Origin of the sequence: Lebetimonas sp. JS085, assembly GCF_000523295.1 — a bacterium.
In the GTDB taxonomy this organism is placed as follows: Bacteria; Campylobacterota; Campylobacteria; order Campylobacterales; family Nautiliaceae; genus Lebetimonas.
On the sequence record NZ_ATHR01000001.1, the window covers coordinates 962,990 to 976,096 of the forward strand.

10 protein-coding genes and 1 tRNA gene are annotated in these 13,107 nt (G+C 31.4%); 3 read left to right on the top strand and 8 right to left on the bottom strand.

The features are described from left to right. Nucleotides 1-2: 2 nt before the first annotated feature. Nucleotides 3-329: a hypothetical protein gene (locus DZ68_RS0105440; RefSeq protein ID WP_156921107.1), complete on the top strand. Its 327-nt coding sequence runs from the start codon at nt 3-5 to the stop codon at nt 327-329. Nucleotides 330-353: 24 nt separating this feature from the next. Further along, the gene (locus DZ68_RS0105445) at nt 354-1,817 is read left to right on the top strand and encodes a DNA polymerase III subunit gamma/tau (protein ID WP_024787629.1); all 1,464 of its coding nucleotides are present in this window, start codon (nt 354-356) and stop codon (nt 1,815-1,817) included. Here the strand turns inward: DZ68_RS0105445 and DZ68_RS0105450 are convergent. The 5 genes from DZ68_RS0105450 to DZ68_RS0105470 all read right to left on the bottom strand — a co-directional run bounded on the left by DZ68_RS0105450 (nt 1,804) and on the right by DZ68_RS0105470 (nt 8,626). Then, nucleotides 1,804-2,742 carry a ribonuclease Z gene (locus DZ68_RS0105450; RefSeq protein ID WP_024787630.1) on the bottom strand — a complete coding sequence of 313 codons (939 nt, stop codon included), beginning with the start codon at nt 2,740-2,742 and terminating at the stop codon, nt 1,804-1,806. The genes DZ68_RS0105445 and DZ68_RS0105450 overlap by 14 nt on opposite strands. Nucleotides 2,743-2,857: 115 nt before the next feature. Then, a tRNA-Ser gene (locus tag DZ68_RS0105455) sits at nt 2,858-2,947 on the bottom strand. Between the two features lie 28 nt (nt 2,948-2,975). Continuing rightward, nucleotides 2,976-5,924, bottom strand: a complete 2,949-nt coding sequence (locus DZ68_RS0105460) for a DEAD/DEAH box helicase (RefSeq protein ID WP_024790876.1) — start codon at nt 5,922-5,924, stop codon at nt 2,976-2,978. Then, a complete protein-coding gene (locus DZ68_RS0105465) occupies nt 5,905-7,071 on the bottom strand; it encodes a folylpolyglutamate synthase/dihydrofolate synthase family protein (RefSeq protein WP_035907842.1) in 1,167 nt (388 codons plus the stop codon). Before DZ68_RS0105465 ends, DZ68_RS0105460 begins: the two co-directional genes overlap by 20 nt. A gap of 16 nt (nt 7,072-7,087) precedes the next feature. Next, complete coding sequence (locus DZ68_RS0105470; RefSeq protein WP_024787632.1) at nt 7,088-8,626, bottom strand: GGDEF domain-containing protein; 1,539 nt, start codon at nt 8,624-8,626, stop codon at nt 7,088-7,090. On the opposite strand from DZ68_RS0105470, the gene DZ68_RS10750 reads away from it, so the two are divergent. Beyond that, nucleotides 8,605-8,748, top strand: a complete 144-nt coding sequence (locus DZ68_RS10750) for a hypothetical protein (RefSeq protein ID WP_156921109.1) — start codon at nt 8,605-8,607, stop codon at nt 8,746-8,748. The two genes, DZ68_RS0105470 and DZ68_RS10750, sit on opposite strands and share 22 nt — an antisense overlap. A gap of 383 nt (nt 8,749-9,131) precedes the next feature. Here the strand turns inward: DZ68_RS10750 and leuS are convergent, their stop codons facing one another. From leuS to secF, 3 genes are all read right to left on the bottom strand, one after another. Further along, nucleotides 9,132-11,585, bottom strand: coding sequence for a leucine--tRNA ligase (gene leuS / locus DZ68_RS0105475; protein WP_024787633.1), 2,454 nt, complete (start codon nt 11,583-11,585; stop codon nt 9,132-9,134). 85 nt (nt 11,586-11,670) lie between these two features. Next, nucleotides 11,671-12,024 carry a DUF6394 family protein gene (locus tag DZ68_RS0105480; RefSeq protein ID WP_024790877.1) on the bottom strand — a complete coding sequence of 118 codons (354 nt, stop codon included), beginning with the start codon at nt 12,022-12,024 and terminating at the stop codon, nt 11,671-11,673. Between the two features lie 111 nt (nt 12,025-12,135). Next, complete coding sequence (secF, locus tag DZ68_RS0105485; RefSeq protein WP_024787635.1) at nt 12,136-13,107, bottom strand: protein translocase subunit SecF; 972 nt, start codon at nt 13,105-13,107, stop codon at nt 12,136-12,138.

Below are 13,107 nucleotides of genomic sequence, written 5' to 3' on the forward strand. Positions count from 1 at the left end.
AATTGACATATGTTAAATTTAGTATTATAATTATTAAAAAAAGAGGTGTTGTGTTTAATATCAAAAAAATGCCTTTTATTAATAAAATAAAAAATAAAGAAACAAATTATACCCTGAAATTATTGGACAGGTATGATTATCCGGATGATATAAAAAAACTGGTTTATGATTTTATTAAAACTTCATCTCATTCCGAACTTCAAAGGTTTGTAAATTCCCAAAACACATTTAAATTTTCCCCCAATATCGATATAACCGAAGATTTTAATAAATTAAAAGAAAGATTAGCTTACGAATTAAACGAACAACTCATTAAACTTGCTTTTTGATATAATTTTAAAAAAAGGCGATTTGTGGTTTTAGCTTTAAAATACAGGCCCAAAAGATTTGAAGAAGTGGTGGGTCAGGATGCTATAATAAAAACTCTTGTAAATTCTCTCGATAAAAAAAGATTAGCCCACGCATATTTGTTTTCTGGACTGAGAGGAACAGGAAAAACATCAACCGCAAGAATATTTGCAAAAGCGCTTGAATGCGATAAAGGTCCTACGTCTAACCCTTGCGAAATATGCGAAAACTGTGTAATGGCCAATGAAAACAGACATATCGACATTATTGAAATGGATGCTGCAAGCAACAGAAAAATAGAAGATATCAGGGAACTTATTGAACATACAAAATATAAACCGACTTATGGAAAATATAAAATTTTTATAATTGATGAAATTCATATGCTTACAAACGAAGCTTTTAACGCTCTACTTAAAACCCTTGAGGAACCGCCTGAATATGTAAAATTTATTATGGCGACCACAGACCCTTTAAAACTTCCCGCTACAATTTTAAGTAGGGTTCAGCATTTTAGATTTAATAAAATAAACGAAAAACTTATAGAAAATTATTTGATTAAAATTTTGAGCATTGAAAATGTCGAATTTGAAAATGAAGCTTTGAGGCTTCTTATAAAATCGGCAAAAGGTTCTATCAGGGATTCACTGACCCTGCTTGATCAGGCCATTGCATATTCAAAAGGCAAAATAGATATCCAAAGCGTTGTGGAAATGCTTGGGGTTATAAATCCGGAAGTTATTTCAAAAATATTTGAAAGCGTATTAAAAGAAGACAAACAGGAAGTAAAAAAACTGGTTGATGTTGTAAAAGATTATGATATAGAAGCCATTTTAGATGAGGTTATTTTATATGTAAAAGATGCGGTGTTTAATTCAACACTTCCTCTTGTAACGGCAGGTAGATTTTTAAATATTATTTCGGATGCGAGGGAACTTATAAAATATAATACCGATAACGAATTTGTATTGCTTTTAATATTTTTTAGAATGATAGAAGCAATTAAACCGCATAAAATAGATGATTTAATACAAAATTTAGAGCAAAAAATAGATGTTAACGCATATGAGCCGAAAATCGAGCAAAAAGAAGATTTATTTAAAACTTTAATTAAAAAAATAAAAGAAAGAGATATCGATTTAGGGGTCTGTTTTGAAACAAGCGTGAAATTTATCTCTTTTGAAAACGGTGTAATTACATGGGAGAGCTGCCCTGATGAAAACTGTAAAAATATGTTTAAGAGATTTTTTTCACCTGTAATCAGGCCTTTGATTAACGAAATTTTTGGTATCGGGGTAAAAATAGAGCCTATCAGGTGTCAAAAAAAAAATGAAATAAAAAATGAAATAAATCATGTAAAAAAGCCAAAAGAAGTTAAAAATATTTTTTCAAAAACAGATGATATTATAAATAAAGTCAGGGAAATATTCGGAAGTGATGTTGAAATAACAAAAATCAATCATCAATAAGTTTTAATTTACCTTCTTTTAGTTCAAATTCATCAAAATCGTTTGCCACAAAAGCAATTCCGTTGTAATATTTTTTAAGTTCATTTAAAATAGGTTCATTTGTAACAAATCTGGGCGAAATATGATTTGCAATAAGATTTTTTATATTATATTTTTGGGCTGTTAATCCTAAATTTTTAGCAGTTGTATGCATATATTTCGTTTGCATATTGTCAAAAATTTCCTGAGTATAAGTAGTTTCGTGTATCAGTAAATCCAGATTTTCAAGATAAGGGCACAGTATTTCAGGCTCGGCGTTATCTCCGGCTATAATTATTTTTTGCCCTAAAACAGGTTCAAGCAGATAATCTTTTGCTCTATATTTTTTACCTTCAAATTCTACATCTTTTCCTTTTTTTATTTCGCCGTATAATGCACACGGTTTAAGCCCCTCATTTATGAGTTTTTCTTGATTGATTTTATTTGATTTGTCATTTTCTTTTATGTAATAAGCAAAACATTCAACCGAATGCATTAAAGGTAAAACTTTTATCTTGAATTTATCAAAGTTTATTTCAGCTCCGGCATAAGTCTCATTAATTGTTAGTTCGTATCCTAAATGTTTATAACTTATATCGACCACTGATGAAATTAACTCTTTAAGTCCTTTAGGTCCGTAAATTATAAGCGGTTTAGTGATTTTATCAAGCATCCTTGATGTAATAAGCCCAAAAAGTCCGTAAACATGATCACCATGAAGATGTGTTATAAAAATCGTATCAAGCTTTGCACTGCTGAGCCTTGATTTTAAAATCTGATGCTGCGTGGCTTCCCCGCAGTCAAACAGATACCATTTATTGTCATTTTCAAACTCCATGGCCATTGCTGTAACATTCCTTTGTTTTGTTGGTCTTCCCGCACTTGTGCCAAAAAATAAAAATTTCAATGTTTTCCTTTTTTATAATGATTTTAATCAAATTTTAGAATTTTTCAAAACAATTTATGTGAGTTAAATAAAAAAATTATTATATTTATGAGTTTAGATGAAGTTTTAGAAGCTATGGCGGAGAGTGTGGGATTCGAACCCACGGTGGGTGTTAACCCACACACGCGTTCCAGGCGTGCGCCTTCAACCACTCGGCCAACTCTCCAAGGAATAAAATTATATCAAATTTTTCATTATTCATTTTTTAATTTATTTAAAATGCTTTCCAAAATAATTTCATCATCTTTTGAAGGCGCTTTAATGATTTCTTTTTTTTCGTTATTATAAATAATTGATATATTTTCATTATAGTTAGAAATAGATTTTATGTTTTTTTCGCTGGCCATTATTTTTATTTTAATTTTTTCTAAAAAGTTTTGTGTTGGTTTGTCTGTTTTTCCGAATCTGTCGATTATTTCTTTTTCTATTTCATACACTTCTTTTGTTGTTTTTGCAAGAGAAAGTCTTCTGTATAATTCAAGTCTTAGTCTGTCTTCTTTAATAATTTCCGGGCTTAGATACGCATTGATATTCAGTTTTATTTCTGTTTCATTTTGTTCTTTTGTTTCCCCGCTTAATTCTTTTAAAGTATTTTCCAGCATTTTAATATACATGGCATATCCGATGCCTTTTATTTGTCCGGACTGTTCAGCTCCTAAAATATTTCCTCCTCCTCTTATTTCTAAGTCTCTCAAAGCTAAAATACTTCCGCTTCCGAGAAATGAATTCTCTTCAAGGGCAATGAGTCTTTTTTTGGCATCTTCACTTAATTCCTCTTTGTTTTTTACAAGAAAATATGCGTATCCTTCATGCTTTCCTCTGCCGACCCTTCCTCTTATCTGGTGCAAATCCGCTATTCCGAATCTGTCTGCATTTTCTACAATTACTGTATTTACATTGGGAATGTGAATTCCGCTTTCAACAATTGTGGTGGTTAGCGCCAGATCATATTTTTTATTTATAAAATCAACGAGTCCCTTTTCTATTTGGTTTGGAGTCAGTTTGGCATGAAGTGTTAAAATTCTTAAATTTGGCAGAATGTTTTGAATTTCTTCTTTTTTGTGTTCTATGTAAGCAATGTTGTTGTATATATAAAAAATCTGTCCTCCACGCCTGATTTCCCTTAAAATAGCCTCTTTTATTACATTTTTATCCCACTCTTTTACAAATGTTTTTGTTGCTTGTTTTCCTTTTGGGGCGGTTTCTAATGTGCTTAAATCTTTTACTTTACTCAGTGCCATATTAAGGCTTCTGGGAATTGGGGTTGCCGACATATAAAGCGTATGAATATTTTCGGCAAAAGTTTTTAATTTTTCTTTTTGTTTTACGCCGAATTTATGTTCTTCGTCAATAATTACAAGGCCCAGGTTTTTATATTCCACATTTAACCCTGCATGGGTTGAAATTAAAATATTAATTTCGCCTTTTTTGACACTCTCTAAAATTTCTTTTTTTTCTTTTGCTGAAGTAAATCTGTCGAGTTTTGCTATTTTTATTTCCGGATAGTCAACAAATCTTTCTTTAAAGCTTTGATAATGCTGGTTTGTAAGAATTGTAGTAGGGGATATTACAGCAACCTGATAATTATTTTTTGCAATAATAAAACTTGTAACCATTGCGACTTCCGTTTTTCCAAATCCCACATCGCCGCTTAATAATCTATCCATTATTTTTGTTTTAAAATCATTAATAATTTCTTCAATAGCTTTTTTCTGGTCAGGTGTATGGATAAAAGGCGCTTTTTTTATAAATTCATAAACTCCTTTGAAATCAAGCGGCATAGGGCTTAAGAGATGCCTTTTGGCAGAAATTTTAATAATATCGGCAGCCATTGAAAATATTTTTTCTTTAATTTTCTCTCTTTTTTTAGAAAAAGAGCTTTTTCCAAGTTTATCGAGCTGAGGCATCACCCCTCCAGGGGCGATATATTTTTCTAATAAATTCAAGTTTTCCACAGGCAAAAGCAGTTTATCATCATTTGCATAAAGAATTTGGGCAAATTCACTGACTTTTCCTAAAACTTCCATTTTTCTAAGTCCCATAAATTTGCCGATACCGTGGTTTTCGTGAACGACAAAATCGCCTTTTTTAAGTTCATCCAAAGCAAGGGTGATTCTTTTTTTCTTTTCAAATTCGGGCGGGTTTAAAGAGATTATGGTTTTATCAGGGCATTTTATATTGATTAGGCAATCGCTTTTTATCCATCTTACAACAGGCGCTTTTAATCTTACGAAATCATATAAATTGTATTCTTTTAAGAAAACTTCATTTTTAGCAATTATTTCCAATGGAGTTTTTTCATTATAAACTGTATTATCAATTTTCAATTTTCCATTTTCAATTTTCCATTTAACATCAATGCATTTTCCGTTTGGGATAATTTTTGCATTAAAGAAAGCCTGGTTAAATTCTTTGTAAAACTCTTTATATTCTTCAATCTCCTGGGTCAAATCTTTTATTAAAACAAAATCATTTAAATAATCTCTTTCAAGATACCAAAATCCGAGGGAGTAAAAATCTTTATAAAATGTTGAAAACTCGCTATTTTGACACTTCTTGAGAATTTCATTATATTCTTTTTCATCAAGTGCGGCGATTGCGGGGATAATTGAAAACTTTTCAATCTCTTCAATGCTTTTTTGGGTAGTTTCATCAAATGTCCGTATACTTTCTATCTGGGTGTCAAAAAGGGAAATTCTTATCGGCTTTTCACTGTTTATCGGCCAAATGTCAAAAATATCACCCCTAAAACTGGCTTCCCCTTTTTCACTTACTATATCTACCCTCTCATATCCCCAATAAATGATTTTTTCTTTTAACTTTTCAAATTCTATTTCTTCCCCAAATTCAAGGGTTATGGATTTATAATATTTTTTAAGAGGGAGCTTTTTTAAAACGGTGGAATAGGGAGAGATAAAATAAGCATTTTCGTTATAATATTTAAACAATGCATTATTAAGTTCAAATATTTCATTTCTGAAACTTCTTAAATCGTCCCCAAAACCGGCTCTGAAATCCGGAAAAACAGAATAGGGGATATTCAAATATTTAAAAACTTCACCTGTTAAGAGTGCTTCTTTTAAATTCTTTGTAACTATGTTTTTTTTAGTTTTTTGTAAAAATTCATAAACTTTTGCCTGCAAATTTTCTCCTTAAAAACTCTTCCACTACCGAAAAACTCCCGAATACCAGCATGGGTTTTTGTATCTGTTTAAAATCTTCTATTTCAATATCCAAATTTTTTGCAACTTTTTTTATTTTCTCTTTATTCTCAATTCTTTCGTTTTTTACATCAATTAAATAAAGTTTATTTATTTTTGGTTTTAAAATTGTTAAAATCTTTTTATAATCTTTGTCTTTATATGTGTTATAAACTAAATTTACTTTTTTATCTAAACAGTTTACAATAGCCTTTGCAGCAAGAGGATTGTGACCTACATCAATAAAAAGGTTTTTTTCAATTTCCTGCATTCTGCCAGGAAGTATTAAATCATTTATATCATTGATGCTAAAAGGTATGTTTTCTTTTTTTAAAAAACTCACAGCAAGCAGATAATTATCAAAAAGGAATTTTGCAAATTTAAATTTATTTTTTAATTCATTTATTTCATCTTTTTCAAAAAAATCCAAATAATTATAAATCTTTGCATTTGGTTTTAGGTATTTAGCATATTCTAAAATACTCCATTTTCCATTATCCATTTTCAATTTGTTTATCTGTTTCCCTATTATCGCCTCTTTTTCAATCGCATTCAGTTTTGTGGTTGCTATTTTTTTAATTGAATTTCCCAAAAAATTTTGATGGTCATAATCAATAGGAGTTACAAGGGTTGTCTTTTTATCAAATACATTGGTGGCGTCAAATTCTCCCCCGAGTCCTGCTTCCATTATTACAAAATCAAGCCCATCGAAAGCAATGGCTGCAAGCAGGGTTGTATATTCAAAATAACTGAGAGATTCGCTGATCTCAGGTAACAGTTTTTGAAGGCGTGAGTGGGCGGTTTCGAGATCTTCATCAGTTATATTTTTTCCGTTTATCCATATTCTTTCGTTAAATTTAAGAATATGCGGGGATGTATAATGTCCTACACTGTAACCTTTTTTTAAAAGGGTATGGGCCAAAAATCTGCCGGTTGAGCCTTTTCCGTTTGTCCCTATTATATGAATAATCGGGTTTATATTGATTTTGTCCTTTATTAAATTAAAAGCTTTTGGCATTCTTTCTATATCTATTTCTTTGTAAAAAAGAGGTTTTTTTTCTAAAAATTCATTTAACTTTTCTTTGCTCACCACTCACCACTCACTATTATTTACATTTATCCTCTGCACAGATTCTGTTTCTTCCGCTGTTTTTTGCCAAGTAAAGTCTTTCATCTGCTTTTTTTAACACTTCTTCTTTTGAATTAATCTCTTTTCTCTCAGCAACTCCTCCCGAAATTGTTACAGGAATTCTTGTGTTTTTATACATAAATTTTGTTTTTTGTACAATTTCTCTTATTTTCTCAGCAAATTTATAAGCCCCGTTTTTATCCGTGTTAGGCAGTATTGCAACAAATTCTTCCCCTCCGAATCTTCCTATCATATCTATATCTCTCGCATATCTTTTAAACAGCAGTCCGAGCGATTTTAAAATAACATCTCCGGCATCATGGCCGTATGTATCGTTTACATTTTTAAAATGGTCTATATCAAAAAAAACAACAGAATAATTGGTGTTATATCTGTTGTAGGCCGATTCATTTTTTTTAAGCTCGTCTTCTATGGCTTTTTTGTTGGCGATGTTTGTCAGATAATCGGTTTTTACTTCGGTGGCGAGTTTTTTAAGTTTTCCTTCAAGAAAGTGAATTTTTTCTTTTAATTTTTTAATTTCTTCATCCTCTTTTTTAATTTCACAGTGAAAATTATTAAGTTCACCGTCAATGGATTTTGCTATATTTATCAGCTTTTGTTTTATTGTTTCAAAATTTTCCGCATCATGTCTCCAGTTTTGAATTTCCACTGTAATATTTTTTATTTCATTTGAAGAATCATCTGTTTTTTTAAGTATTTTTAATATTTTAATGGAAAGTCTTTCAGCAATTTTATCCAAATCTTTAATTTTTCTTTTTAACTCTTCTTTGTCAAGTTTTATTCTTTTATTCGTAAGAATTTTTAAATCTTCGGCAAATGCTTTTGTATAAATAAAAGACGAATCGTTTTTTAACTGTCTTTTAATCATTGCAATTTCATCATTCATAAAAGGGGCATAACTCGGCGAGAGTGTGTAAATTATGGCATCAGCCAGAAAATCAAGTTTTGGCATTTCCTCAAGCTTTTCTAACAGAGCCTCTGTAATTTCTATACAGTCTTCACTTTCAACGCCTGTTATATGTTTGGCTTTTTGAATAACCCTGTTATCAAATTTATCCAAAAAATCAATCCATTCTTCCCGTAGTTTTGAAAACTCTTTTTTTGTTAAGTTAGGATTTAAAAAATCGAGATGTTTTATGGCAATATGTCTGCTTTTGGTAAACGGTAAAACAACAATAACATCAAGAACCCTTTTGGTATATAAAAAAAGCTCTTCAAGGCTCTTTTTTTCTTTTTGGGGATTTATTCTGTTGAGATAATTTATTAAAAATAAAATAAGTTCATCCAAATTTCTGATATTGTAATTTTTGGCTATAACCTGATATTTTTTATCCAGTTTTGCTATATATTTTGAAATTTTATTACAATCTTCAATAATAACCTTGTGCTTTTTGGCCGCTTTGCAGAATTCTTCTTCATATTCGCTTGGGGTAAAAACATAACCTTTTGATTTAAATTTTAAAAGGGCTTCTTTTGCGATTTTATTTAGATTCATTGATACCATCCTTTGTAATTAAAGCAATAAGTTTATTTAATGCATTTATAGAAGCTCTTTTAAATGCGTTTAATTTAATCTGGTCGTTTATAACGCTGTTGGGCGATGTGGCAAAATCATAAGTCCCGTTTACGCTGTAAGTTCTTTTTTTATTGTTTTTGTCGGTTATATCTGCCTGAAGCGTTACCGAACTTCTATAAAGAATAGGATACCCATTTTCATCATAATCTAATGCGTTAAGAGAACTTGAAAGTATTGTTAAATTTATAGTTGTATTGGCATTTTTATTTGATATGTAAGAACCAAAAAGTGTATAAATTGCTTCATTTAATGCATCTTTTAAAAAAACATTTTCCTGAGGCTGTTTTACATCAATATTAACAATTACGTCAATTTTATTTCCGATAATATTTTTTTGATAATAACTACTTGGTTTATAACCACAACCTATTAAAAAAATGTAAAATGTAAAAGGTAAAATGTAAAATAAATATTTTTTTATTGGTTATCCTTTAATTACAAAATTTATCATTCTTTTTGGTACAAAAATTTCTTTTATAATCTCTTTTCCTTCAAGATATTTTTTAACAGCATTTTTTGCAATTTCAATAATTTCTTCTTTACTTGCATCAGCATTTACAGTAATTTCAGCCCTTTTTCTACCATTAACACTTACAGGATAGTTTATTTCATCTTTAATTAAAGCCTTCTTATCAATTTCTATTTCTTTAAAATTACTTCTTTTAAATAAATGTTCACTAATTTCACTTGCAATATGTGGAATAATTGGTTCAAGCACATTCATTAAAATCCAATATCCTTCAGTATATACATCTTTGTTATCAATTTTATTTAAAGCATTTAAACTTTCCATACAGCTTGCAATCAATGTATTAAATGCAAATGTTTTTTCATATGTTTCTTTACTTTTTTGTAATGTTTCATAAACTTTTCTTCTTGCTTCTTTTTCTTCTTTATTAAGTTTACTGGTATCAATTTGAGGTATTGTATCTGTTTTATAACATTTTGAAGCATTTAGATATAACCTATTTAAAAATCTATAAGCTCCTTCAACACCGCTATCGCTCCATTCAAGTTCTTGTTCTGGTGGAGCGGCAAAAAGAATAAATAGTCTTGCAGTATCAGCTCCATATTTTTTAATAATATCATCAGGGTCTACCACATTTCCTTTAGATTTAGACATTTTAGCGCCATCTTTTAAAACCATTCCTTGAGTTAAAAGCCTTGCAAATGGTTCATCCACACTTACATATCCAAGATCTCTTAATGCTTTTGTAAAAAATCTTGCATAAAGTAAATGTAAAATTGCATGTTCAATTCCACCAATATATTGATCAACCGGCATCCAGTATTTTTCATCCTCTTTCCTAAATGGGACATCTTTATATTTGTGAAAGTCTGTTACATATCTAAACTGATACCAGCTGCTCTCAACAAATGTATCCATTGTGTCTGTTTCACGTATTGCCTCGCCTCCGCATTTAGGACACTTTGTATATTTCCAGGTAGGATGTGTTTCAAGAGGATTGCCGCTTCCTGTGATTTCCACATCCTCAGGAAGTGTAATCGGAAGGTTTTCTATTTTTTCAGGAACTATCCCGCATTTTGGACATTTTACAAACGGAAGAGGGGCACCCCAGTATCTTTGACGGCTTATTCCCCAGTCTCTAAGACGGTAATTTGTAACTTTTTTACCGATTCCAAGCTCTTCGAATTTTTTAATAATAGCTTCTTTTGCCTCAGTGTTTAACACTCCGCTAAATTCGCCGCTGTTTATTAAAATTCCCTCACCTGTATAGGCTTTGCTTTTATCAAGTTCCCCGTTTAGAGGTTTAATAACCCATTTAATCGGAAGGTTAAATTTTGTGGCAAATTCAAAATCTCTTTCATCATGGGCAGGAACCGCCATTACAGCACCGCTTCCGTATTCAACCAAAACAAAATTCGCCACCCATACCGGTATTTTTTCGCCGGTTAGCGGATGAAGTACATCAATTCCGAGATAACATCCGTCTTTTTGCATAGACTGTCTCTCTTTAGGTAGAATGCTTCTTATTTCCCTTACCTTTTTTTCTGTTTTTTCATCCAACAATCCGTTTTCGAGCATATAATCAATTATAGGATGTTCAGGGGCCAGGGCAGAGTAGGTTATTCCGTAAATTGTATCGGGTCTTGTTGTAAAAACTTCGTATCCGTCAAATTTATTGTTAAGTTTTTCTTTGCTGTTTTGCGTCAGGTTAAATTTAAATTCAAGCCCTGTGGATTTTCCAATCCAGTTTTTCTGCATGGTGAGAACTCTTTCAGGCCAGCCGTCTTTTATTTTTTCCATATCGTTTAGCAGTTCTTCGGCATATTTTGTAATTTTGATATACCATCCCGGAAGTTCTTTTATTTCTATTGGGTTGTCGCATCTCCAGCAGCATCCGTCAATCACCTGCTCATTTGCCAATACTGTATGGCACGTTTCGCACCAGTTTACCTTTTGTGTGCGTCTTTCAAGCAGGCCGTTTTCATAAAATTTAATAATAAATTCCTGCTCCCGCCTTGTATATTCCGGGTCACTTGTGGCAAATTCCCTTGTTTTGGAAAAAGAAAGACCTAAAGAAGCTAATTCTTTTCTCATATAATCAATATTTTCATATGTCCATTTTTTAGGATGGACTTTATGTTTAATTGCCGCATTTTCAGCCGGCATTCCAAAACTGTCCCATCCTATCGGATGAAGTACGTTAAATCCGGATTTTCTGTAGTATCTGGCCAGTGCGTCGCCTATAGTGTAGTTTCTTACATGTCCCATATGTATTCTTCCGCTCGGGTACGGGAACATACTTAAAATATATTTTTTTGGCAGATTTTTATTTTCTTTCGGCTCGAATGCTTTTTCATCATCCCAGATTTTTTGCCATTTTTTTTCTATAACAGCTGGATTATATTGCATCAATTCTCCTTTTAATACTTTTTTACTATTCACAATTTACCACTCACAATCCATAACTCATAATTCATAATTTATAACTTATAACTCATAACTCCCCATTTATTCCCAGTCTATATGTTTTGGCTATTTCTATAAAACTTAGAATTATCGTTACAATATTGGCTATTAATGCACCTATCGCCATTGCGTAAGCGGCATCCAAATCATTTTTTATTTCAAGATAAATAAAAGCCGGAATCAAATGTAAATCCGCCACTAAACTTGCCGCAAACAGTTCTGCTGCAACTATGTTTTTTACACCTATTTTCAAAATAGTCGATATCAGGTTTAAACTCAAAGCTATAAAAAGGGCCACTTTATTATGGTCATATAAAAAACCGGCAACACTTGTAAGACTCATTAATTGAAAAAACACATATATTACTTTTCCCCAGTCCATTATTGCCCTTTATATTAATTATCAATTATCAATCATGGCCGTTTTTTAAACAGCCAGATGAGTAAGCTCATTTTATATTTCTCACTACTCACCATTCACCACTCACTTTTTTTATACAACTCCGCCCTGATACATCTGGCGCATTTTTTCTTTTTCTCTTTTTCTTTTTTCAATTTCGGCAAGTCTTTTTCTGTAATCGTCAATTTTAAATCCGAGCCAGATAAGAAGCGGAGAGGCTATAAAAATAGAACTGTATGTACCTACTATAATTCCCACTAAAAGAGTGAAACTAAAAGGTCTTATAATTTCTCCTCCGAATAAGAAGAGTGTAAGTACAACAAAGAAAGTTGTTAGTGAAGTTAAAACAGTTCTTGAGAGCGTTTTAGATACCGCTTCATTAATAAGCGCCGCCAAATCGTTTACTTTTGAATCTCTGACCTGCTCTCTGATTCTGTCGAATACCACTATCGTATCGTTAAGAGAATATCCCATAAGCGTTAAAATGGCCGCCAATACGTCAAGATTTGTTTCAATGCCAAAAAAACTAACAGCACCGAGTGAAATTATTGTGTCATGAAAAAGTGCCAATACACTGGCCAGGGCAAAACGCCATTCAAACCTGAACGCAACATATATTAATATGCCTATTATTGAAAGAATAAATGCGCTTAATCCTTTTTCTTTCAATTCGTTTCCTACTTTAGCTCCTACTATGTCCACCCTTCTTACATCAACATTTCCAATAGGTTTTAAAAGGTTTTTTATCTCTTTCCCGAGTGATTTTTGAACATCCCCGGAAACGGCATTTACATTAAGCCTTATCAGAATTTCTTCATTGCTTCCGAATGTTGTAATGCTAGGAGAAGGGAATTTTTTAGAGACTATTTTTCTAATTTCTCCTAAATCGGCAGGTTTATCAAATTTTACCTGAATTTCAATTCCGCCTTTAAAGTCTATCCCCCAGTTAAACCCTTTTGTAAAAATAGAAAACAGACTAAGCACAATAAATATAAGAGAAATGGAAACAAACAGGTTTCTTTTGCTCATAAAATTATATGTTTTATCACTTTTAAAAAGTTCCAT

Excerpts from the sequence above, each read along its gene's own strand:
- DZ68_RS0105470 (WP_024787632.1), bottom strand. The coding sequence starts at position 8,626 with ATGAATCTAAATAAAATCGCAAAAGAAGCCCTTTTAAAATTTAAATCA.
- leuS (WP_024787633.1), bottom strand. The coding sequence starts at position 11,585 with ATGCAATATAATCCAGCTGTTATAGAAAAAAAATGGCAAAAAATCTGG.
- DZ68_RS0105480 (WP_024790877.1), bottom strand. The coding sequence starts at position 12,024 with ATGGACTGGGGAAAAGTAATATATGTGTTTTTTCAATTAATGAGTCTT.
- secF (WP_024787635.1), bottom strand. The coding sequence starts at position 13,107 with ATGGAACTTTTTAAAAGTGATAAAACATATAATTTTATGAGCAAAAGA.